The organism is Parasphingorhabdus sp. DH2-15, from assembly GCF_051668705.1.
Taxonomy (GTDB): Bacteria; Pseudomonadota; Alphaproteobacteria; order Sphingomonadales; family Sphingomonadaceae; genus Alterisphingorhabdus.
The window spans coordinates 2,025,483-2,049,863 of record NZ_CP196351.1 but is presented as its reverse complement, the minus strand read 5'-3'; the positions used below and the strand labels follow the sequence as shown (position 1 = coordinate 2,049,863).

Sequence of the window (24,381 nt, the reverse complement as noted above, 5' to 3'; positions counted from 1 at the left end):
GTAATCTGTGTCTTGGATGATCGGATGGCAGCCAATTGGCTCAGCTTCCTTATCAAACCACAGTCTTTAGCAAATAAGCAAAATATCAGATGCTGCATTGCGGGTCTGCTCATGGTCCGTCAAGACTATGATCGTCAATTGCCGCATCAAATGTCGTGCTGCAAAAGCAAATTCATCTTGTAATCCCGTTACGGCAAGTTAGGGGAATTGCATGATCAATAGCTTGTCCAACATGCCTTCGTCTGATGATCTTGCTGATCATTGGCTTACCCTGTCCGAAATCAAAGTGGCCCAAGAGCGTATTCATGGCGCGGTCGTGCGTACACCTATTCTGCACAGCAGGACATTATCAGCGATTACAGGCGCAGAAATTTATCTCAAATTTGAGAATCTACAATTTACAGCCGCTTATAAAGAGCGCGGTGCGCTGAACTTTCTGCTGCAAATGCCGGAAGAATTGCGCAAAGAGGGGGTTATCGCGGCATCAGCGGGCAATCACTCGCAAGGTCTTTCCTATCATGGCACACGGCTTGGTGTGCCCGTGACGATAGTCATGCCGATAGGCACACCTTCGGTGAAGATAGAGCATACAAAAGCCAATGGCGGCAATGTCATTCTGCACGGTGAAAAGTTCGATGATGCTTATGATTATGCGCGCCAGTTGGAGAAAGAACGCTCACTCACCTTTGTCCACCCTTTCGATCATCCATGGATTGCTGCCGGGCAAGGCACGGTGGCACTGGAAATGCTGGAAGATGTGCCTGATCTTGAGCATCTGGTCATCCCCATTGGCGGCGGCGGTCTGTTCACGGGCATGGGCACTGCGGCAAAAGCGCTTAACCCTGACATCAAATTGACCGGTGTCGAGGCGGAGCTTTATCCATCCATGTATGCGCGGCTGAAAGGCGAGGATTTGCCATGTGGCGGTGACACTTTGGCCGAAGGTATCGCTGTTAAAAATCCGGGTGAATATACTGCGCGGCATATTGAAGGTCTGGCTGACAATATGCTTCTCATTGATGAGGCTGCACTGGAAAAATCGGTCAGCCTGTTGCTGCAAATTGAAAAGTCTGTGATTGAAGGCGCCGGCGCTGCCGGTCTGGCGGCAATTCTGGTCAATCCAGAGCTGTTTAAAGGCCAAAAGGTTGGCGTTGTTCTGTGCGGCGGCAATATTGATACGCGCTTGCTAGCCAATGTGCTGCTGCGCGATCTAGCGCGTTCGGGACGCCTTGCGAGATTACGGCTCAGTCTGCGCGATCAGCCTGGATCATTGTTCCGTGCAATGCGGATATTTGACCAGCATCAGGTCAATATTATTGAAATTTACCATCAGCGCATTTTCACCAAATTGCCGGCAAAAGGTCTTTATACCGATATCGAATGTGAGGCGCGCGATTCCGATCAGTTGGACGCATTATTGGCGGCGCTGCGTTCCGCAGAATATGAGGTAACGCGCATCGAATTGGGGTAATTATGGCCCAATAATCGATATTTTTGCGCAAAATGCATATTTTCTTGGTTAAACCGTTTGAGGGGCAGCCGTGCTTACGTCATAGAAGTGACATAGCGAATCTGGCATTATGCTGGATGCATCGATGCTTTGAACCTGAAAGGCCCGTTTGACAGTGAGTGCGCCATCACGCTTCCCCAGATTTTTTGTGACGCACCCTTCGCCTTGCCCCTATCTGCCTGGCAAAACTGAACGTAAGGTCTTTACCGAGCTTAATGGCGGCCATGCTGATGAGTTGAATGACGCATTGTCACGCATCGGTTTTCGACGCAGCCAAAATGTCGCTTACCGGCCCAGTTGCAGTGATTGCCATGCATGTGTTTCCGTTCGCGTTAATGCAGCAGAGTTCAAACCCAGCGCAACCCAGCGCAAAATCATTCGCCGCAATAGCGACCTTGTGGTTAAAAAATGCCGTCCATGGGCAACGGATGAGCAATATGAGCTGCTAAAAAGCTATCTGTCTGTGCGCCACCCTGATGGCGGCATGATCGAGATGGATGAAGGCGACTATGCCGATATGGTGGAGCAATCGCCAGTGCGCAGTAATGTTGTTGAATATCGCGAACCTGATTGCAATGGCGATGGTGGGCGCTTGGTCGGCGCATGTCTGACCGATATACAAAATGACGGTTTATCCATGGTGTACAGCTTTTTTGATCCGCAGCATCCATGGCGTCAAGGGTTGGGCAATTACGTCATCATGGACCATATTTTGCGGGCTGCACAAAGCGACCTGCCTTATGTCTATCTGGGCTATTGGGTCGATGGGTCAGCGCGCATGGCGTATAAAACGCGCTATCGGCCATTGGAAAAGCTGGGGCCAAATGGCTGGGTCGCTTTTGATAGCGAATAGGCATGAAGGCTGCATTGGTGCTGTAACGGCGGAAAGTGCGGTCAAGAGTGGCTGAAAACAGGTAAAATTCTGTCGATATTCAGTGATGGTCTTTGCTTAACGGTGAAGGGCATGATAGCCCATTGCTATATTTAGAAAAATCCATGAATTTTCTTGTTTGGGCACCGGCTTGTCGCATTTCCATAGTATCCAACGCTTCGCTGGCTTGCGAAAAAGCTGCTATGCATCGCTTGCAACGCTATTATTCTGTGCAGGCGCCGCAAAGGCGCAGGATGATGGTGTTGATAGTCAAGACACTGTCGAAGCACCTAGCCAAGAAACGGTTATACCTAGCGAGACAAATTTACCGCCCGAGATAGATTTGGATGCGCCTTTAACAAATATGGATGATTTCGGCGTTGATTGGCCGGAATTTGATACGCCGATTAACGGCCTTGCCGATAATGAGGAGATTGCCGAAAGCGATGTGCCTGATGATGCATCCGGTGATTCTTCTGAAGATGGCAATGATGGGGCGGCAATATTGGCGGATCAGGATGCGCTGGGCCCTTCTACACGGGAGCCTTTGCAAGGCATATCTGCGCAAGCAGCTAATAGCGGATTGGTCGATGGACCATTGCCAAGTAAAATCACTGACTATGACGTGGATGTGGCATTTAGCGATGCACTAATATCCAGCCGTGACCGCAGTGATTTATTGCAGCGGTTTAATGCGCTCTCTTCGCTGGAAACATTGAATGATGATGATAGCAATATTGCGCAGATCACGCGGCGCGCCAATCTTGACCGCGCCTTGTTGCTGCGTTTGCTGCGCATTTACGGCCATTATGATGGCATAGTGGAACCGTTATTTGCTGCATCTTCTGCTGTTGCCGATGCACAAAATGATGCCGCTGATAATAATGTGCAAATCAGTGATGACATATTGGTCAACTTTTTGGTGACAGCCGGACCATTATACAGATTTGGCGACATCAATCTGGGCAATTTGCGCGATGCGGGGGATGATTATCCCTATTTCATCAGAACATTCGGCTTGGCCAGTGGTGATGTCGCTAATAGCGATGACATCGTCGCGGGAGAAGAGCGCTTGGCGCAGGCGCTGGCAGAAAATGGCTATGCCTTTGCCAATCTTGCCCCGGCCGAACTGGTCATAGACCATCAGGCACTGTCCGCTGATTTGTCACTCGAAATTACGCCGGGTGAAAAATACCGTTTTGGCAATATCAATGTTGGTGATGACCCGCTGTTAAGTGCGCGCCATTTGCTGCGTATTGCTCGCTTTGACACGGGTGATATTTTCCGCGCCTCACGTGTGGAAGATTTGCGCCGCGCCATTTTGGCGACTGGGTTGGTGTCCTCTGTCTCCATCACGGCTGTGCCTGCCGAGGATAAGGAGATTGATCCTGAAAGCGAGCCAAAGCGATTGGGCGTGGCTGGTGGGGATACTCCGGCCAAAGCAACCGAAATTGTTGATCTGAATGTCGATATCGCGCCAGCGCCCCTACGGACTATTGCTGGTGAACTGGGCTTTGGCACTGGTGAGGGTTTCCGTATCGCGGCAAGCTGGGAACATCGCAATTTCTTCCCGCCCGAAGGTCTGGTGCGGGTGCGCGGGGTTGTGGGTACGCAGGAACAGCTATTGGGCGCGACCTATCAGCGCAACAATTTCCGCCAGCGTGATACGGTGCTGAACGTCAACGCGCTGATTGCCAATGTTCAGCGTGATGCGTTTGACGCGCGAACCCTATCTTTATCGGCCAATATTCAACGGCAAACCAATTTGATCTTCCAGAAGAAATGGACATGGTCAGCCGGTGTTGAATTTGTGCTGACCGATGAAAGCGATATTGCCGGACCAAATGATACCGGGCGAGAGACATTCGGTATCGCCGCTTTGCCGGCATCATTGGCTTATGATGGCAGTGATGATTTGCTCGATCCGTCAAAGGGTTTCCGTGTCGCGATACTTGTCTCACCAGAGGTGTCGCTCATAACCGGTAATGTCGGTTATTTCCGCAGCCAGTTTGACGCCAGCTTCTATCAACCGTTTAGCGATGATATCATTCTTGCAGGGCGTACTCGCTTGGCGAGTATTACAGGGGCTAGCACCTTTGCTATTGCGCCATCACGGCGTTTTTATTCCGGCGGTGGTGGCTCGGTAAGGGGTTTTGGCTTTCAGGATGTCGGCCCTATAGATATAAATGGCGATCCGGTTGGCGGGCGCAGTCTGGCCGAGTTTTCGCTGGAAGCAAGGGTGCGTTTTGGCGAATTTGGCGTTGTCCCCTTTATTGATGCCGGCAATGTTTATGATAGCAGTTTCCCCACATTTCGCCGGTTACGCTATGGCGCAGGGATAGGCCTGCGCTATTATAGCAGCTTCGGCCCTTTGCGGCTTGATATTGGTACACCCATAAACCCTGGGCCAAATGATGCGGCTATCGGCGTTTATGTCTCACTTGGGCAGGCATTTTGATGACGGAAACTGCGCAAACTGACCAGATAGACGAGGCAGATGCCAAAGTCGCTTCCGGCAAGCGGGCATGGACATTGTGGCGCGTCACCAAGATCGCGGCGATCTGCCTCACTGTTCTGGCCGTGATAATCCTCATATTGGGGCTGTTATTGGATACCGCGCCGGGCCGCCGCTTTCTGGCGCAGCAGATTTCCGCTCTGGAATTTGAAAATGGTCTGGACATTGATGTTGGTGCGATTGACGGGTCCATTTATGGCGAAGCGATTGTCCGTGATGTGCGCTTGTCTGACCCCAAGAAAACCTTCCTGACCTTAGAGGAAGCCCGGCTGGATTGGCGGCCTTTGTCATGGTTGCAAAATCTGCTCGACATTCGTGCGCTCGCGCTGCGCAATGGCACATTGCTGGCACTGCCGGAATTGCTGGAAACAGACACCACGGCGCCGATTTTGCCAGACTTTGATATTCGTCTGGACAGTTTGACGAGTGAGAATTTTACCATCCACCCCGATATTGCGGGTGAGGAGCGTATTCTCGCGCTCACGGCAAAGGTCGATATTCGCGGCGGCAGGGTGTTGCTGGACATTAATACTGCAATCCAAGCGGGTGAAGATCGGTTGATCGCCAAGGTCGATATCTCCCCTGATGCGGATATATTCGATCTTGATCTGGACGTTAATGCGCCTGTTGATGGCGTGCTGGCGCGTATGGCCGGCTTGCAAAGAGGGTTGCAGATTAGAGCAAAAGGTGATGGCAGCTACAGCAATTGGCAGGGCGTGTTGCAAGCCAAGGATGAACAGCAATTGCTGGCCGATCTTGCGTTAAAGGCACAGGCTGGCACCTATGCTGTGCAGGGCGATATTTTCCCCGCCAGTTTTGTGGATGGGGAATTGGCTACTCTCATTGGTGAAACTATCAACATTGATGGCGAAGCGGTGATGACCGACCGCGTGCTGGATGGCCGGTTACGGATCAATTTGGCTGCGCTTTCATTGGAATGTCAGGGTGCGGTCGATCTGGCCAATAATCTGTTTAACGATCTTGCTGTTACGGCAACGGCGCGGCAGGGCGATTTGGATATATTTGGCATCAGCACCAAAGCTCTGGTCGCAAAAATGCTGTTCAATGGCAGTTTTGATGATTGGCGCAGCCCGCTTGATATCAGCATGAACAGCGTTGCTTTTGACGATTTCCGCGCTGAGAAGCTGATCGCCAAAGCCGATATTGCCAGTAATAAGGGCCGTATTAGCGGTGAATTGGACATGTCTGCGGCGCGCCTGATAACCGGCATAAAAGAGGCAGATGCATTGCTGGGCCCGCCCAGAATATCTGGCGATTTTGCTTTTGAGGACAATATCTTAACTTCTAAAGCCATGACGATAGATGCGGGCAAATTGCGGGGGCAATTGGGCTTGGTCGGGCGGGTTCAGGCCAATGATTATCGTGTCGATGGGCAGATCAACCTGAATGATTATGTCATTGAAAATGTGGCCACGGCCGATATTGCCGCCGATATACAGCTGGCATTTGGTAAGGCATTGTCAGCGCAGGCCATAATCAATGGCAAAACGCGCAATGTGGTCAATCAAACCATAGCCCAATATCTTGGAGAGAATATCGGTTTCTCTGGCCAGATAGATTATGCGGATCGCCAGCCCATCATTTTTCGTAACGTTGAGATCGCCTCTGCGAAATTGGCATTGCTCGGCGGCGGGCGTCTGGAGACTGATGGTAATGCCGTTATTCGCGCCGCTGGCCGACATAGCGATTATGGTGCATTTGATGTGAATGCGGAAGGGCAAGGCTCGCTCGCCCAGGCAACTATCGTGCTAGACAGCCCATTGCCCGCTCTGGGGTTGAGCAATGTTGAACTGGCGGTCGCCGCGGCGGAACAGGGCTTTACTATCACTGCAAAAGGCGGTTCACTGGCCGGACCATTTGATGCTTTGACCAATATCATGGCGCTTGCTGATGGCCGAACACAAATTGCTGTGCGTGAGTTGAATATCAGCAACTCATTGATTACTGGTGATATTTTCACTGGCGATAGCGGCACAAATGGCGAGTTTCTGCTGAGCGGTGGCGGTGTGAATGGCAATATCCGCCTGAGCAGCCAGCAGGAAACCATCATTGTTACCAGTGATATAAAATTGGCCAATGCGCGCTTTGCCGGTGAGACACCGACGCTTATTCGTCAAGGCACGATTAACCTTACAGCATTATTTGGTAACGACCTGCCCAAAATTGATGCGGCTATCACAGCTCAAGGTATTTCGCGCGGCAATCTGTTCATTGGCCGTATTGCGGCAAAGGCTGATCTGCCCGGCTGTCTGTCATCCGGCAATATCAGCGACAGAGCCTGTGTCGGCAATGTTACTGCATCTTTGGCGGGGCGGCGTGGCAGCCGTTTCTCTTTGCAAACACGCTCTCGTATCGAAAGAAACCGCATCGCAGTTGATGTGGACGGGGCTTATGGCCTGCGGGCAATTGGTACATCGCGCTCTGCGATCATCAACAAAACCGCAAATGGCTGGCGACTGGCCAAGACACGCCTGACTGTAGGGCGCGGCTCAATGGGCGTCTCAGGGCTGTTCGGCATGGATCGTCAGAGCGTAAATCTGGACATGCAGGCGCTGCCTTTGGCTGTGCTGGATGTTGGGTTTAGTGAATTGGGTTTGAGTGGCACGGCCTCTGGTCAGCTCAACCTTAATTTCCGCAATGGGCAAAACCCCAGAGGCGAGGCCAAATTGCGCCTTAACCGGCTGGCGCGGTCAACCATTGCCTTGACATCACGGCCCGTTGATCTGGCAATGAATGCGCAGCTAAATGATGACAATCTGGCAGTGCGCACGATCATTCGCGATAAAAACCAGGAGCTGGGCAGGGCGCAGATGCGGCTGGCCAACATACCGGCCAATACAGATTTTGCTGAAGGACTGGCACGTGCCGATTTGCTGGGCGAGATTAAATATTCCGGTCCGGTTGATGCTTTATGGCGTCTGACCGGTATTGATGTTTTGGATATGACGGGCAATGTTGATGTCCGCGCTCAGGCCAGCGGCACTTTGGATAATCCGTTAGTGCAGGGGAAATTGGCGACACAAAATGCACGGGTCGAAAGCGTGCTATCTGGCACAATCATTGAAAAGATCGCGGTTAATGGCCGTTTCGCGGGGGACAAGTTCACACTTACCAGCTTGAAAGGGAAGACTCCTAATGGCGGGGATGTGTTGGGCAGCGGCACATTGCGGTTTGGCGGCAAGCAATTTGCCACGCTTGATCTCGCCTTTGATGTGCGCAACGCCAATCTGCTGGTGCGTGATGATTTCGCGGCAACAGTGACGGGCCGTATCACAGCCAAATCTGAAGGTGATCGCAGCGGCGTTTTGGGCGGCGATGTTATCATCAATCAGGGGCGGTTCAATCTGGGCAAGGCAGAGGTTATTACTGAGCTGCCCGATATCGCCTATCGAGAGATTAACCGCAGGCCCGATGAAGCACCGCCCTTCATTCCGCCGACACCATGGCGGTTTGCGATAAAGGCGCGGGCAAATAACCGTATAGCAGTGCGCGGGCTGGGCATAGATAGCGAATGGCGCGCCGATATTGCGATTAACGGGCCGACCATCACACCGCGCATCAGTGGTACAGCCAATCTGATACGCGGTGAATATGAATTTGCTGGGCGTGACTTTGATCTGGAACGCGGCCTTATCCGTTTTCAGGAAACCTTCCCTGCTGATCCGCTGCTCGACATTGTGGCAACGGCAAACCTGTCTGGCATTGATGCGGATATTCGTGTCGGGGGAACGGGATTACGGCCTGAGATAACCTTTACCAGCATACCGCAATTGCCTGAAGATGAGCTGTTGGCACGGCTGCTGTTCGGCTCATCGGTCACAGATATTTCTGCGCCAGAGGCTGTGCAACTAGCGGCGGCGCTGACCTCTTTGCGCAGCGGTGGCGGGCTTGACCCGATCAACGCTCTGCGCGGAGCTATCGGCCTTGACCGATTGCGGATTATCGCGGCCGATCCGTCCATTGGGCAGGGCATCAGCATTGGCGCAGGCAAATATATAACGCGCAATATCTATGTAGAGGTGATTACCGATGGTCAGGGCTATTCCGCCACACAGGCAGAATTCCAGATAACGCGCTGGCTCTCCATATTATCGACCGTGTCCACCATCGGGCGGCAAAGCGTGAACGCCAGAATTTCGCGCGATTATTAGGCCATTATGTTGGTGTTTACACTTTAGCGGCAATTATCAGCTTTCAATTTTGGGTAACTAACATTAGTGTAAGCAATATGAGCCGATTACATGACCATATTATATCCGTCTCCCCGTCAGACATTGATTTTATGGGGCATGTAAACAATGCAAATTATCTGCATTGGGTTCAGGATGCAGTGATTGCGCATTGGGAGCGCATCGCTCCGCCAGCCGCTGTTGCAGAGCATCTCTGGGTGGCGCTAAAGCACGAGATTACATACCGCAAGCCAGCCTTTATTGATGATGAAGTGATTGCCACTGTCATCCTTGAAAAAGTGCATGGAGCACGCGCATTTTATGACACTGTCATCAGACGCGGGGAGGAAGTTCTGGCAGAAGTTAAGTCAAGCTGGTGCTGCGTTGATGCCAAAACATTGCGCCCGGCACGATTGACCAAAGATGTGATTACCCGCTTTTTGCCTATCAGTGACGATTAATTGCTGTCATCTGCTTTATTGGCTTCAACATCCATCACTTCAGATACCCAATCTCGGTCGGCTTTCTTGATACCCTCGAGCAATTCTTTTGCTTTTTCATCGCCTGCTGCAATGGCCTTTGCGTACCAAGAACGCGCCTTATCAAGGTCTTTGATAAAACCTATGCCTTCCTCATAATTGATACCCAGATAGCGCATCGCGATCTGGTCGCCCAGTTCTGCCGCCTCAAGATATAAGGCATTGGCCTTTACAGTATCTTTGCTGCCTAAATGGCCCTCTTCATAGGCGAGCCCCATAGTGCGCATCGCAAAAGGTTCTTTCAGCGCAATGGCCTGATCAAACAGCTTTTGCGCGCGCGCTATATCGCGGGGAAGACCCTCTGCTGAGGCCAGCATATATGCCAAATTCGCCATCGCATAAGCATCATTAGCCGCAACACCTTTTTCAAACCAGAATGCGGCCTGTTGGGTGTCTTTTTCTACACCTCTACCATTGCGATACAATTGCGCCAGATTGTTGAGAGCATCGATTTGCCCCAATTCTGCTGCCATTTTGTACCAGAAAAATGCAAGTTCTGCATTTTCAACAACGCCGGTCGCAAAATCATGCGACACACCCAAATGAAACATAGCATCGCTATTGCCAGCGGCGGCCGCGCGGGTGAGTAGCCCTAAGCCAGTGGTATAGTCTTGCTCTAACTTATCGCCAGTAATGTAGAGAACACCCAGCTCCCGCATGGCAGAGTCTGAACCCATTGCGATGGCTTTTTTGAACCAGTTTTCAGCCTCTTCGACATTTTTCTCAAAGCCAATACCGTAAAGATAATTCAGACCAATAAAATATGTCGCTCTGCTGCTGCCCTTTTCATGTGCGCGCATATAATAGTCATTTGCGATGTCTTCGTCTTTCTCGCCAATCTCACCCAATTCATACATTAGGCCCAATTCGGTGAAAGCATTAGGAGCATCACCTTCGCTGGCAATTTGCAGTACGCGAAAGGCTTCCGGGAAATCTTTTTCCGTGCCAAGGCCGCGGCGCAGCATATAGCCATAGATGTAATTACCATTGCTATCCCCGGCTTGCCCCAGGGTTTTATAGATTGCGAGCGCGCTTTCATAATCGCCCTTGTCATAGGCTGTGTCGGCCTGCTCAGTGAGTTTTTTGATCGTCTCTGCACTCATTGCTGATGCGGACGATTCCTCATCTGCAACGGGCTGTGCATCTGTCTGCGCGGCCGCCGGTGTTGTAATCAGCGCTAGAGCAAATGCTAGACTGCCATATATGCTGCTATAATTGGTCATTATCTCACCCCCATTATGATGACACTGCCATTGCTATGGGCCAAAGATAACTATGCAAGCATTTTCTTAAAATGGGTGGTTCTCAAACATGATTATTTGCCTATCCTGCGCTAAGACATGCAATTCATTGTGTTTTCGTAACTATAAGGCGCCCCTATGACCGATATATTATATGCTGCTCCCTTGTCCCTCTATTCGGGAAAGGCACGCGCCTATATGGATTGGAAGGGGATTGATTATCGCGAAGAATTGTCACGTCCTGAGGTGTATCGCGATGTCATAATTCCCGCTATTGGCCGCCCTGTCATTCCTGTTTTGCAACTGGCTGATGGGGCAATCGTGCAGGATACGACAAAGATTATCGACCATTATGAGCGTGGCAGTGATGGGCCGTCGGTATATCCGCAAACACCGGTGCAGCATCTTGTAGCATTGTTGTTTGAGAGTTTTGGCGATGAATGGCTGACCATAGCGGCGATGCACTATCGCTGGAACTATAATGAGCAATGGGTCTATTCCGAATTTGGCAAGGTAGCTGCGCCTGAAAGCACGGCTGAAGAGCAATTTGCCATCGGGCAAGAACGCGGCAAGGCATTTAAGGGCTTTTGCCCGTTATTGGGGATAAATGAGGCCAGCATACCAGCGATTGAGGCCAGCTATGAAGCGTTACTGGCTGAGCTGAATGCACATTTTGCTGAGCATGATTATCTGTTGGGAACGCGCCCCTGCATTGGCGATTATGGCCTGATAGGCCCGCTATATGCCCATTTATACAGAGACCCAGCATCGGGCGAGATTATGAAGCGTCTGGCGCCCAAAGTGGCAGAGTGGGTTGAGCGGATGGTCAATGTCGCAGCGCCCTTGTCAGGCACCTTCCTGCCGGATGATAATGTGCCAGAGACATTATTGCCGATCTTACGCCGTATGATGGCCGAGCATCTGCCATGGCTGCAAAATATCTCTGATATGCTGGCCGATTGGGCTGCCGACAATGCCGATAGCGAATTGCCCAGAGCTGTTGGTTTTGCGCCCTTCACCATGGAAGGGGTGACAGCAGCCCGCGCGGCGAGTGTGTTTTCCTTATGGATGCATCAGCGGTGCCATGATTTTTATCACAGTCTGGATGGCGACGCGAAAAGCGCGGCTGACGATCTGCTGAACCGGGTCAATGGCGGCGTATTTCAGCAATTTGCCCTGCCTGTTCGGCTGGACTTTTCCAACCATCAACTCACCATTGCCAAATGATTGTCTAGCTGCTGAGCAAACCAAGGGCGAGCAAAGCAAACAGAAATATCATTGATGCGATGATGATGAAGACCAGCAGAACCCAGAGCCGGACAATCGCGCTAAACCGCGACAGGCTATAGGCATGGCGTAGCTGTCGATAGATATGAAAGGGCGCGTAAAGCGTGGAAAAGACGATAACCAATCCGGGTAATATGTTAAATTTAACAGCCAATGCGCATATGATGAACATCATAGACATAAAGGCCAGCGAATAGGTCGTAAATACCGCATGGTCATAGAATCTATGACCCCTTTTGCCGATCGTCACTAGCCAGATAAATGGTATGGATATGGGGATCAGCAGCCAGGCAAATTTATAGCCATTGGATTGCAATTTATAGAGCAGCAGATCAGGGTTGCTGTTCGCCTTTTGCAAGGCATTATTGGCCCATTTGTCGAACCAGGCCGTGCCTGTATCAACGCTATTTTCTGCACCAATAACGACTGGTCCAGACGTTTCTTCGGCTATTTCCGGGTAGCTTATAATATTGCCAGTCGCAAAATTTATGCCGTTCATAGTGGTTTTGGCGATTTTCAGTTGCGAGTTGAGGTTTTTTGCCTGTTCGCTATCTGGTTCTGCCTCGGCAAGCTGTGCTTCTAATTTGGCAATATTGGCTGCTAGTTCATCCCTCATTTTCTCTGTATCATTAGAACCGCCTGTAGCTGTCGCTATATCTTCAGACGCACGTGAAAAGTCAGGAGAGCCAACATAAGAGAAGACAGCGAACATCATGAAGATCGCGAACAGGAAGATTGCCATAGGCGAAATGAATTTCGCGCGCTCGCCATGGATATAACGGCGGGTCAGTTTGCCGGGCTGCCATGCCAGTAAAGGCAATGTGTTCCAGAATTTGCCATCGAAATGCAGGACGCCGTGTAAGATATCGTGCCAAAACGCACTAAAGGACCGGTGGATATGGACGGATTGGCCACACATATGGCAATGGCTACCCATAAGTGCGGTGTCGCAATTCAGGCAATTGCCGCCATGCACCTGCTGATTGGCAGACCCATCATTGGCATTTTCTACTGCGCGCGCCACCAAAGCGGCTTCAGCCAGCGACCCGGCGGCCTCTATCTCAGTTGACATCTGCTCTTCCCTATCGCTTGCCCGTTATGAGCCTAGCAAAAACTGGCACAGATGGCCAAGTCAAGAATTGCATAAATACAGGACGCAGCCTATTTCAGAGGAATGGACAGTTTTGACCCCCGAACATATCGCGATGCTCTTGGTCAGTTTGCTACTGGCGTTACCATCATTACAGCGCGTGATGCTGATAATAACCCTGTAGGCGTAACGGCAAACAGCTTTAACTCGGTATCGCTGGACCCGCCGCTTATACTCTGGTCGCTCAGCAAATCGTCACGGTCTATGCCAGCATTTGAACAGGCCGCAGATTTTAATGTGCATATATTGGCGAGCGATCAGGACGCGCTGTCCAACCGTTTCGCATCGCGCAGCGCTGATAAATTTGCTGGGTTGGATATTGGCGATGCTGGGCCACCATTGTTGGAAGGCTGTACGGCACGATTACGCTGCAAAACGCGCTATAATTATGAAGGCGGTGACCATATCATTTTTGTCGGTGAAGTTGTCGGCTATGAACATGATGAGAAACCGCCCTTATTGTTTCACAATGGTGATTATGCCGATAAAAAGCGGCGCATTGCAAAGCCGGATGCTGGCGTAACCTCTGCGCCCGTCATTGGTAAGGCCGATAATGTGGTGACCTATTCTTCTAGCGACCGCATTGCGACGATCACTTTGAACAGCCCTGACACGCGCAATGCGTTGGCAGAAAATGTTATCGCCGCATTGGTTGATGCCTTGCAAAGAGCGGATAACGACCCCGATATTTCCTGTGTTATATTGACAGGCGCAGGGGCGAGCTTTTGCTCGGGCGGAAATATCAAGCAGATCAAAGCGTTGACGGCGGATCAAGGGATGAGCCCGCTTGAGCTGGAAAATTGGTACCGCACCCATATTCAACGTATTCCCAACATCATGGATGCAATGTCGGTTCCGGTTATTGCGGCGGTTAATGGCCATGCCATTGGCGCAGGTTGTGACCTTGCCTGTATGTGCGATATCCGTATCGCAGCGAATGATGCGACCTTTGCAGAGAGCTTTCTGCGTGTCGGGATTATTCCGGGCGATGGCGGGGCATGGCTGTTGCCCAGAATTGTCGGCATGGCGCGGGCCAGCCAGATGCTGCTTACTGGTGAGTTTATAGACGCAGTCAAGGCGCAGGATTATGGTCTTGTTTCCGAGACACTGGAACCTGCCGAACTTTTGGAGCGCGCCATGGAGTTGGCACAGCAGATTGTCCAATATCCGCCAATAGCCATTCGCAAATCCAAACGATTGCTCAAAGATGCGCGTGATGTAACACTGAAAGAACATCTTGATCAGGCTGCTATATGGCAGGGCGTGTTGCAGCAGATGGATGACCACAGAGAGGCGGTTGACGCGATATTGGAGAAAAGGCCGCCAAACTTTCAAGGCAAATAGCATTACCATGGCGTAACAAGCGCATCCATATAGTAACAATCGAAATCATCCATTTGATGAAAAAATGGACCTTAAGCCTGCATAATTTGCAACAATTGGGGATATTACACGCTGTGCCATAGTAGTTCCGGCTAATAAATGATGGTTATGTTGTGATTATCCTACAACAATATTTCAGATACGAATAAAAATTGCTAATTTAGGGTTAATGATTTTGCAAATATGACCGTGATGATGATATAAAATTCTCATCATAACACAGGGGCGTGGTCATGGACGGAATGCAAAGTGGGAAAGTCGAGCTTGAGAACTGGTCCGCTGCTGAAGATGGCGAGCCCAAGGCCGCACTTGATAAGCTAGCCCAATCCGCCGAGCAACGGCTGAAAATAGCGCCAGAACTTTTTCAGATGAAAGAGCTGGACTGTCTATACAGCCCAGAACAAAGCACCTTATGGACATTCATGAAGCCTAAAGGGCGCCCGAGCTTTACCGCATCGCTGCTGCACGATTTCAAACGCTGGCAAAGAGGCATAGAAAGCAGCTTTGGACCAGATAAATTGCCGCTTGATTTTCTGGTCTTGGGCTCACGGTTTCCTGGCGTCTTCTGCTATGGCGGGGACTTGGATTTCTTTGTTGATTGCATCCACGATAATGACCGCGATGCTTTGGTCGATTATGGCTGGCAATGTGTGCAGATTCTGCACCGTAACTTCCTCTCGCTAGACCTTCCCATGATGACAATTGGTCTGGTTGAAGGCGACGCGCTGGGCGGCGGATTTGAAGCATTATTGTCGTTTGACATAATTGCCGCAGAGCGCGGCGCCAAATTCGGTTTACCGGAGAGTATGTTTGGCCTCTTCCCCGGAATGGGTGCGCACAGCTTCCTTTCACGCAAAATTGGCACTGCCATGGCGGAACGCATGATAATGGGCGGCGAAACGTATACGGCTGAACAGCTATATGATATGGGTCTGGTCCATGCTTTGTTTGACAAAGGCGAGGGTAAGGCAGCGGTTGACAAAATTATCAAGCGTGAGCGCCGCCGCTTTCACGGTTTGCTCGGCGGCACCAAAGCCATGGCAAGAGCGTCAGATATTACTCTGCAGGAACTCGAAGATATTGTAGAAATATGGGCCGATTCCGCGCTGCGCTTGAGCGAGCATAATATCAGATTGATGCAGCGACTGGTTGCAGCGCAAACCAAATTGATTTCCAAGAACGCTGCGGAATATGCGCCTATTCAATTAAACGCGACGGACAATGGCTCTGAAAATAGGGGATCACCTGACGTTACCAAACGACGGGCCTGATCTGCTGGCATAGCTTTGCTGTACAAAAAGCCCTGACCTTGGGTGCAGCCGGCTGCGGCAACTGATGCGGCATGGCTAGGTGTTTCAATACCTTCTGCAACAATCTCCATTTCCAGCGTTTTGGCCAATTCTGCCACTGCGCGGATAATGGCATCAGACTTTGAGCCAGCACTTGGCCCGCTAACAAAAGATTGATCGACCTTGATCTTACTGAAATTATAGCTTTGCAAATAGGATAGTGAAGAATAGCCGGTTCCGAAATCATCAAGAGCCAGTTTAATGCCTTCAACCTGTAAAGTGTCTATAAAGTGGGTGATGGTGTCGTCTTCGTCTATGAAGACTGTTTCCGTAATCTCCAGCTCCAGCCGCTGCGGGCTGATGCCAGCGTCTTTAATGGCTCGCAAAATGCCCAATGATGCGCCAGGCGCTTTCATCTGGACGGGCGATACATTTACACAGACCGAGATATGTTCAGGCCATTGCGCCGCTGCTTCACAGGCGCGTGCTGTGATCCAGTTGCCAAGCGTAATTATCAACCCTGTATCCTCTGCGATCGGAATGAAATCTGATGGTGATAAATCGCCTTTGGTCGGATGCTTCCAGCGTACCAATGCTTCAAAAGCACGTACTTCATTGGTCGCAAGGTCAACAATAGGTTGATAATGAACTTCCAATTGGTCTTCGTTAATGGCCTCGCGCAATTCGCTTTCTATCTCGCGTCGGAACATCAAATCACGGTTCATAGCATTGGCAAAGAAGCTATATTGGTTCCGGCCATTCACCTTGCTGTGATAAAGTGCAAGGTCGGCATTTTGCATGATGGTATCAATATCATTGCCATTATCCGGCATGACCGCGATACCAATAGAAACGCTGATCGACAATCTGTGCCCATCCAAACGTATGGGGCGTGTCAGCTCTTTCAAGATATTCTGCGCAATGGCTTCCATTTCGCGGCGATCTTTATCTTGGGTCACAACCACAAATTCATCGCCACCAAAGCGCGCAACAATGTCATCTTTGCACAGAGTGCGTAAACGTTTCGCAGTCTCAACCAGCAGACGGTCGCCAACAGGGTGGCCCAGCGTATCATTCACTTCTTTAAACCGGTCAAGGTCGAGCCAGAAGACACCGATATTGTTCCTATTATCCTTTTGCGCGAACATTTTGATCAAATGGCCGTTCAGCCCGGCGCGGTTCAAAAGGCCGGTAACAATATCTGTGCGGGCATAGCTGCGCATTTTTTCAGCCAGCTTTGCATTTTGTTCGGCGGCATCAAAGCTGTCGCGGATAATGGCAAAAGTGTTGATGGTTATGCCGACCAGCGCAACGATGAACAATGTGATACAGATGGAAAGCACAATATAGCTTGGCGAACCTTCAAGGACCAAACATATGGCAAGCGGCATTGTTGTTAAAACGGTTTGGCCAATGGCGATAACAGGACGGCCAGCATTGCGGCCGGAGATGCCAGCAGCATAGCCAATGGCATTGGCTGCGGCGAGAACGTGCAGGTTGATATCAGAAGCGTATAACACGGTAAGGCCAGCAACTGAGCCCAAAGAGAGAGCATATGCCCATGCTCCTGATTCATAAATCAGTTCAAGATTGCGAGAGCCTCTATTGCGAATTTTGGAATCGAAAACATAGGCTGTTACGATGCGAAATATAACCACAGCCGACAAAATGCATGTACCGATGTGTATTGCGATACTATTGGCAGAATAAGCAATGAAAATGCACGCCAAAGCCCCGCACAGCGCGCCCAATGTCAAAGATAGGGGCGATGTGTATAATGTGGATATCAAGGCATGCCGTACCCGATCGTTTAGCGGGTCGGATCCAAAAACTCCATTAAGCCGTGATGCTTTGCTGCTAATATCGCACTCCTTCTTGAGATCGGTATCTCATAGATATCTGTGCTTTTGGTTAACGGCACCTTCACCACACCTTTAATTTTTTTAAAAGGCTTTTTAATCCCGCTTTTTGTGCTCAGACGTCTTATTCCCCGTCAATCCGCAACATATGCCATATTAAGCAAATTCTTGCGTTACAGATGTGCGCTTGCCCCCATGTTCCTCATGAAGATTAACGAGCTTATGATCCAGCTGATGCGATATAGCCATCCACCATTTGTGACCAAGAGAGTCATCGGCCCAAAAGCAGCGTTCGGCATTGTTTAAGGCATGTTCAGCGCTGTTCAGACCATGCTCTGCAAACAGTCTTATGGCAGCTAATATAATGGCATTGTCCAGCACATTGTGTACATAATCGGTTTGCGACTGTGTATCGGGCTGATTGTCATTTGCGGCTTCATAATGGCACATAGTTTGAGCAGCGAGCGCGTTATTATTACTGCGAATAAGGCAGGGTGCAATACGACTCTTATGTGCTGAATATGGCTTTTCCATACGCCCGAATTATACAAAAAAGGATAAGGTGGTCTTGCGTATAGTGGTTAAATCAAAGCACAGTTTCGTTAACCATGACGTGAATACAGGCCATATTTTGACGGGCTAGAGGCCTAGTTGGGCTGGCTTATCCATTGTCCAGATTCGCGATATTGCGGGAGAACATCGCCTGAATTTGCAGCTTTACCAATCGCATCATTACGTACTGGCGGCTGCGCATTCGGGGCTGACTTACGGGCAGATACTGCCGACGCATTGCTTTCGGCCTTTGGCGCTGTGTTTTGTGCTTGCTTGCTAAGCGCCATTGCATCTTCATAGGATTTGGCCAGCGCGACCGGGTCTGCAGTCTTGGCTTTGCCAGCAGCCACTTTACGTGGATAGGGGCCGGGCAGGGGTTCACTGCCGCTATATCTTTGCGAGAATGCGCTCTTTTTGCCTGCTGCACCGCGCCATTTATAGAAGCGGTGATTGCCGATAGTGCCTAGGAAATTTAGGCTAGGGGCCCAATAGGGGCGAATGTCACTGGTGTGATAATGGGTCGCCAGACCGGCGGGTATGGAAACCTCTCCTGCCAACATTGCGGTCGCAACTTTGCGCGCGCGTTTCCAATAAAAGCCATTGGGTTTACGGCGTAATGACCCGTCACAGGTAAAGCTGAATTGACAACCGGTCGAACGTTCGGAGCCCTGATAAACTACGCCGCACACCGATTTGGGGTAGCTGGGGTGGGCAACGCGGTTAAGGATCACCTGTGCAACGGCCCGTTGTCCGGCATCAGGCTCTAGAGCCGCTTCATAATAAATGGCAGTGGTCAGGCATTGCTGCGCCCGATATTGGCTGTTTGTTAGCCCCGTCAGGCGGAATTTGCTGGCACTTGCGCCAGTACCAAATTGTGCAGCTCCTAATGGAGCTTGCGCATTGATATCCGCTGTTAAAGAGGGTGAGCCTTGTCCGCCGTTTGCATCAATGCCGGCCTGCTGCACTGCAGGGTCAATCCAATCGCCATTGCTTTCATCCAAGAAATAAAAGGCGGAGCCAGGGAAATTGTCCTGGCTGCGTTCGGACCATAATTCGCGGGTATCGCTATATTGCACCATCTCTGGCTTGATATAACTGTTCTGCGCGATAGCGATTTGCATCACTGAAAAGGTGGAGACTGCAAATAGCGAAAGAGTGAGCAATTTCTCCCGCAAAGACAAAAGGCTGATTATAGATGGACGCTGTGTTTTTTTACGTGGCTGTGGGCGCGCTTCGCGCACCGGCATCGCGCTGCGATCCGGTAAATATATAATATTTTTTGCGCGCCGAAATTTCAACTTTGTCGAGCCCCAATAGCGTAACATGCCCCAGAATCGGGATAAGTTAACGGTTTTTAATCTATAGGAGAGCATGCGATGTTTGGATAGGATCGTTACGGCTTCGTCCCGGCATGAGACAGCGAGGGACAGAAGTATTAGTATTTGAAAATGCGGTTATTCAATACTTTAACTAAGATATATATGGCCTTGTAAACTCATCTATCAAAACTGTAACCACGCTCATGGTAAAGCCGTTGCTGTGGCCAGATCTGCCTCTCTGCGTTTAATAAGGCGCAGCGCCAAAATATAACCCAAAATGCCAAAGACCACCCCGCCCAATGCAGGCGCGGCGACAACCCCAGCTGGGCCTGCATAGATCGCGCCAAAATAGACAAAGGGCAATATGCCAATGGTGTTGCGCCCCCAGTTCAGCCAGGTTGACCAGTTGGCGCGGTCAAGATTGTTAAACGCTGCGTTGGAAATATACAAAATGCCGTTGAACAAGAATAAAGGAACCACAACAATCGCAAAGACTTCCAGCAAGTAGACGCCCTCTTCACCAAGACCAAATTGCGCACCGACTATGGGCACCAAAATGTACAGAACAGGCCAGATCAACAAGGTGTAACCAACGGCAAATGCAATGGCACAATTTATCGTGCTGCGGACCCGGCCCATGTCGCCAGCACCGAAATTCTGCCCGACAATTGGCCCGATTGCACCGGATAGCGAGAACAGCAAACAAAAGGCAACGGGGACAATGCGCCCGATAACGGAATAGCTGGCAATCACGTCGTCGCTATAGGTAGAGAGATAGCTAAAGGTAATGAATCCGCCGACAGGTGTGGCCAAATTGGTCAAAATCGCCGGGCCCATAATGCGCCGAATGGCGGGGAAGTTATTGGCAAATTCATGCCTATGGAAAGTGCCGAAACCGCCATAAATCTTCAGTACGGGCCAGAGACCAAATGCCGCCATGGCAAATATTGACAACACAGTTGCATAAGCCGCCCCTGTAAAGCCCAGACCAAATCCGAAGATGAGCAGAGGATCAAATATAGCGTTGGTAATGGCCATGGCCAATGTCGTGTTCATCGCGCGCCGTGCATCGCCATAGGCCCGCAAAAAGCCTGATGCGATCATGCCGCAAACTGTCACGGGGCCAAAGGGGGCGACGATGCGGATATATTGGATGGCGGCATCTTTCGCGCCGCCCTCTGCGCCTATCAGATCCATAAATTGCGGCGCGAATAGCCAGAATATTATCGCCACGGGTGCTGATAGCGATATGCCCAACGCCATGACATGGGTGAGCAGCGCATTGGCATGTTCCGCCTTTCCCTGACCGACCATACGCGATGCTAGGGCGCTGATGGCGATCATCAAACCAATGTTGAGCGCTGAATTGAAAAACAGCAATGTTGCGGCAAAGCCCATTGCGGCAGTGAGGGCAGGGTCACCCAATAAGGAGATGAAATACAGGTCAAGCAGATCGACCGAGAACATCGTCACCAATCCAAGCGATGATGTTAATGTCATCACCGCAACATGGCGCATTAAATTGCCACTGAGAAACTTGCCTTTTTGGGGAGACGCGCTTGGAGCCTTGGGCTTGGCGCTGTCTGGGCTGGATTGGGGAATAGGACGCTCTTTTGTTATGATGTGCGGGCTTGATAGGGTTTGCCGGTTGGCAACCCTTTGGCGGATATGGGGATAGCGATCAAGCCTTGCCAGAGGACATATGCCGATTTATAGGCGGCATCAGGAAACAGGTCATTCTGTAATGGAGTGATAATTGGGAATATCGGAAGATCATGGCGCAACCGCGCTGCATCATGCCGGAGCTGCCCCCGCAACTGTGACCGGAGAGCGAATGCGCCTTAATGCCACTGGTTTACAACCGGGAAGGCGGCACATCTGCATTGACCCGGGAGCCAGGAGACCAGCCTGTTATCCGTCGTCCTATCCGCTGGACGGGGTGTGCCAGGGGAACGGAGGGAAAGCTGCGCTTTTCCACGTGACGACACGTGCGTGAACGTCATGGGAAAAGGAGTAAAGCCATGCGACAATATATAAGAAATACACTGCTAATGAGCAGTGCTGTTGGTACGTGTTTGTGGTCAGTATCCGCCGCTGCGCAGGATATATCTGCAAACAATGATGATCAATTCGAGGCTGACAATCGTATAGTGATAGCAGATCGTGTGCATGATGAGTTTATTACCGTATTGGGCAGCGCACTCTCTGATCGTACCAGCAATAGCAATCGTGCTCTCACCATTATCGGCGCAGATGAAATCGATCAGATACAAACGCCGGATATCACGCAGATTCTGGAGCGCGCACCAGGCGTAACCACCACGCGCAATGGCCCGATTGGCGGCTTTACATCAGTGCGCGTGCGGGGCAGCACGTCGGATCAGGTGTTGGTGTTGATTGATGGCATAAGGCTCAATGACCCGTCTGCGCCGGGCGCAGGCTTTGATTTTGCCAATGTGCAGACTGGCAATATCACCAAGGTAGAGATATTGCGCGGCGCCAATTCTATCATCTGGGGCAGCAATGCCATTGGCGGCGTCATTGCATTGGACACCAGAGGATCACGCGGCACAGCATCACTCACAGGTGAGGGTGGTTCTTTCGGCACGGTCAACCTCTCCGGCAGCGTAAGGCCTGACATTGCGGATGGGCTGGATGTGAATATCTCCGGTGGTTATTTTGATAATGACGGCTTTTCCAGCTTTGCCGATGGCACAGAGAATGACGGTTTCCGCCAAAGCTACATTAATGGCCATGCGGGATATAGTCTGACCAGCGGAATATATCTGTTCGCACAGGGCCGTTTTGCGACAAGTCGGTTGGACATTGATGGATTTCCCGCCCCTGCCTTTGCCTTTGCCGATACCGATGAGTTTCAGGAAACGCAGCAATTCTCCGCATCTGCGGGCGTGGAATATTCTGGTGATAATTTGGAGCTGCGCGCGCTCTATTCCATTGCCGATATTGACCGCGATAATTTTAATCCGGCCTTTGGCGATGATGTCAGCTTTTTTGCGGAAGGACGTAATGAGCGGATAGAGCTGCGCGGTGAGCTGCAGCCAGTGAACAATGTCACTGTGTTTTTCGGGCTGGAAAATGAGGAAACGCGCTTTGAAACCGGCCCCTTTGGCACGGCGGCGGAAAGCGGTATTGATAGCGCTTATGGCCTGCTGCGCTATAATGATGATGTAGTGAATATTTCCGCTGGCTTGCGCGTTGACGATCATGAGCAATTTGGCAGCCAAGTGACCTTTGGCGCTGATGCCAGCATTGCGCTGGATGTTGGTTGGAAGCTGGTCGGCGCCTATCAGGAAGGTTTTCGTGCGCCCAGCCTGTTCCAGCTGTTGTCAGACTTTGGCAACACCAATTTGCAGCCGGAAACCAGCCAGAGTTTTGAAGTTGGCATTCAATATAATGACCGCAATAGCGTCTACCCCATTGGCGGATCGGTCACGCTGTTCACGCGCGATACGGACAATCAGATCGATTTTATTTCATGCTTTGGGGTGACTGACGCTATTTGCGATAATCGCCCGTTTGGCACATTCGACAATATCCTGTCGACACGCGCGCAAGGGGTGGAGGCAGACCTGTCCGTCCAGCCGATAGATACATTTATCGCGCGTATTGCCTATAGCTATATCGACACAGAAAACCGCAGCGCAGGCAGCGCCAATGTCGGCAATGTCCTTGCGCGGCAGCCTGATAATGTGCTGACCCTTTCTGCCGATTGGACGCCAGAACTAGCCGGAAAGCCCGTGAATCTGGGCGGCGATGTGCGGCTGGTGAGTGACAGCTTTGACAATGCGGCCAATTCGGTGCGTCTTGATGGTTTTGCGGTGGTGCGTCTGCGTGCCAGCTATGACATCACAGACAATATCCAGCTTTATGGCCGCGTGGAAAATCTGTTCGACGCGCAATATCAAACCGTATCAGGCTTTGGCACACCGGGCATGTCGGCCTTTGGCGGTGTGCGCGTAACATTATAACGGTTTTGCCTCCGCTGATCGCATTGTTATCAACGCGGTGCGGTCAGCGGAGGACCAAACAAAAAGTAGAAAAGCAACAGGCAATTGAGTTTGCAGCAAAAACTGGCTAGGCCTCATAATAAGAGATGAAGGGATGATATGATGAACGGCGAAATGATGAAAAGCAAAGAGATGATCTGGCCTGCCTCGCTTGGCATCAGCACCATTTTGGGCTGTGTGCTTTTGGCGTGTATCTTCCCCTTTGCCGCTTTTGCCACCTTGGCGGCGCTGACCATGAAACCGCGCAATGCCATGCTGTTGCTCGTCGGTGTGTGGGGCATTAATCAGGCGATCGGATTTTTCATTCTATCCTTCCCATGGGATGCACAGGCGCTTGGCCATGGCATCGCCATTTTGGCCGCTATGATGCTGGCCTATGCCGCGGCGACCAGCGTGCTGCGCTTTACCAAAAGCAAAAGCGCGCCGATGATGCTGTCCGTGCCATTGGCTCTGGCCGCAGCCTTTGCCATACAACAGCTTGCCCTGCGCGCTTATGCCGGTTTTGGCGGCGGTGCAGAAAATTTCTCTGCAGAGATTATCACCGCCGTTGGCGTGGAAAATCTCTTCTGGTTCGCCGGTCTGCTCGCCCTGCGCTTTGTCATAGCGCAGGGATTGGGTGATAAGAGGCCAATTGCCGCTTAATCGCTA

General features: G+C 51.0%; 16 protein-coding genes and 1 riboswitch. Of the genes, 10 read left to right on the top strand and 6 right to left on the bottom strand.

The annotated features are described in order from the left end of the window. Positions 1 to 211: 211 nt before the first annotated feature. The 5 genes from ACR9YC_RS09585 to ACR9YC_RS09565 all read left to right on the top strand — a co-directional run bounded on the left by ACR9YC_RS09585 (position 212) and on the right by ACR9YC_RS09565 (position 9,547). On the top strand, positions 212 to 1,471 hold the full coding sequence (locus ACR9YC_RS09585) for a threonine ammonia-lyase (protein WP_438726880.1): 1,260 nt from the start codon (positions 212 to 214) through the stop codon (positions 1,469 to 1,471). Between the two features lie 154 nt (positions 1,472 to 1,625). Further along, a complete protein-coding gene (locus ACR9YC_RS09580) occupies positions 1,626 to 2,363 on the top strand; it encodes an arginyltransferase (protein ID WP_438726877.1) in 738 nt (245 codons plus the stop codon). 169 nt (positions 2,364 to 2,532) lie between these two features. Next, positions 2,533 to 4,839: an autotransporter assembly complex protein TamA gene (locus ACR9YC_RS09575; protein ID WP_438726874.1), complete on the top strand. Its 2,307-nt coding sequence runs from the start codon at positions 2,533 to 2,535 to the stop codon at positions 4,837 to 4,839. Further along, the gene (locus tag ACR9YC_RS09570; protein ID WP_438726871.1) at positions 4,839 to 9,068 is read left to right on the top strand and encodes a translocation/assembly module TamB domain-containing protein; all 4,230 of its coding nucleotides are present in this window, start codon (positions 4,839 to 4,841) and stop codon (positions 9,066 to 9,068) included. The genes ACR9YC_RS09575 and ACR9YC_RS09570 overlap by 1 nt, the downstream gene beginning before the upstream one ends. 77 nt (positions 9,069 to 9,145) lie before the next feature. After that, complete coding sequence (locus ACR9YC_RS09565; RefSeq protein WP_438726868.1) at positions 9,146 to 9,547, top strand: acyl-CoA thioesterase; 402 nt, start codon at positions 9,146 to 9,148, stop codon at positions 9,545 to 9,547. Here the strand turns inward: ACR9YC_RS09565 and ACR9YC_RS09560 are convergent. Beyond that, a complete protein-coding gene (locus tag ACR9YC_RS09560; protein WP_438726865.1) occupies positions 9,544 to 10,848 on the bottom strand; it encodes a hypothetical protein in 1,305 nt (434 codons plus the stop codon). The genes ACR9YC_RS09565 and ACR9YC_RS09560 overlap by 4 nt on opposite strands. A gap of 156 nt (positions 10,849 to 11,004) precedes the next feature. Here ACR9YC_RS09560 and ACR9YC_RS09555 point away from each other — a divergent pair, with 156 nt between their 5' ends. Further along, the gene (locus ACR9YC_RS09555; protein ID WP_438726862.1) at positions 11,005 to 12,093 is read left to right on the top strand and encodes a glutathione S-transferase family protein; all 1,089 of its coding nucleotides are present in this window, start codon (positions 11,005 to 11,007) and stop codon (positions 12,091 to 12,093) included. A gap of 4 nt (positions 12,094 to 12,097) precedes the next feature. Here ACR9YC_RS09555 and ACR9YC_RS09550 read toward each other — a convergent pair whose 3' ends face one another. Beyond that, the gene (locus tag ACR9YC_RS09550) at positions 12,098 to 13,225 is read right to left on the bottom strand and encodes a DUF3667 domain-containing protein (RefSeq protein WP_438726860.1); all 1,128 of its coding nucleotides are present in this window, start codon (positions 13,223 to 13,225) and stop codon (positions 12,098 to 12,100) included. A 102-nt stretch (positions 13,226 to 13,327) separates the two neighbouring features. Between ACR9YC_RS09550 and ACR9YC_RS09545 the strand changes: the two genes are divergently transcribed. Together ACR9YC_RS09545 and ACR9YC_RS09540 are read left to right on the top strand one after the other, a co-directional pair. Next, on the top strand, positions 13,328 to 14,647 hold the full coding sequence (locus ACR9YC_RS09545) for an enoyl-CoA hydratase-related protein (protein ID WP_438726857.1): 1,320 nt from the start codon (positions 13,328 to 13,330) through the stop codon (positions 14,645 to 14,647). 272 nt (positions 14,648 to 14,919) lie between these two features. After that, positions 14,920 to 15,957, top strand: a complete 1,038-nt coding sequence (locus ACR9YC_RS09540) for a crotonase/enoyl-CoA hydratase family protein (RefSeq protein WP_438726854.1) — start codon at positions 14,920 to 14,922, stop codon at positions 15,955 to 15,957. Here ACR9YC_RS09540 and ACR9YC_RS09535 read toward each other — a convergent pair. From ACR9YC_RS09535 to ACR9YC_RS09520, 4 genes are all read right to left on the bottom strand, one after another. Further along, entirely contained in the window at positions 15,888 to 17,633 is a 1,746-nt protein-coding gene (locus ACR9YC_RS09535; protein WP_438726851.1) for a putative bifunctional diguanylate cyclase/phosphodiesterase, read from the bottom strand. The genes ACR9YC_RS09540 and ACR9YC_RS09535 overlap by 70 nt on opposite strands. A gap of 357 nt (positions 17,634 to 17,990) precedes the next feature. After that, entirely contained in the window at positions 17,991 to 18,368 is a 378-nt protein-coding gene (locus ACR9YC_RS09530; RefSeq protein ID WP_438726847.1) for a hypothetical protein, read from the bottom strand. Positions 18,369 to 18,481: 113 nt separating this feature from the next. Then, the gene (locus ACR9YC_RS09525) at positions 18,482 to 19,633 is read right to left on the bottom strand and encodes a cell wall hydrolase (protein ID WP_438726845.1); all 1,152 of its coding nucleotides are present in this window, start codon (positions 19,631 to 19,633) and stop codon (positions 18,482 to 18,484) included. 273 nt (positions 19,634 to 19,906) lie between these two features. Further along, on the bottom strand, positions 19,907 to 21,223 hold the full coding sequence (locus ACR9YC_RS09520; RefSeq protein WP_438726842.1) for an MATE family efflux transporter: 1,317 nt from the start codon (positions 21,221 to 21,223) through the stop codon (positions 19,907 to 19,909). 196 nt (positions 21,224 to 21,419) lie between these two features. Continuing rightward, a riboswitch (cobalamin riboswitch) is annotated at positions 21,420 to 21,631 on the top strand. Positions 21,632 to 21,756: 125 nt separating this feature from the next. On the opposite strand from ACR9YC_RS09520, the gene ACR9YC_RS09515 reads away from it, so the two are divergent. Continuing rightward, positions 21,757 to 23,694 carry a TonB-dependent receptor plug domain-containing protein gene (locus ACR9YC_RS09515; RefSeq protein ID WP_438726840.1) on the top strand — a complete coding sequence of 646 codons (1,938 nt, stop codon included), beginning with the start codon at positions 21,757 to 21,759 and terminating at the stop codon, positions 23,692 to 23,694. Positions 23,695 to 23,832: 138 nt separating this feature from the next. After that, on the top strand, positions 23,833 to 24,375 hold the full coding sequence (locus tag ACR9YC_RS09510; RefSeq protein WP_438726837.1) for a hypothetical protein: 543 nt from the start codon (positions 23,833 to 23,835) through the stop codon (positions 24,373 to 24,375). Positions 24,376 to 24,381: the final 6 nt, after the last annotated feature.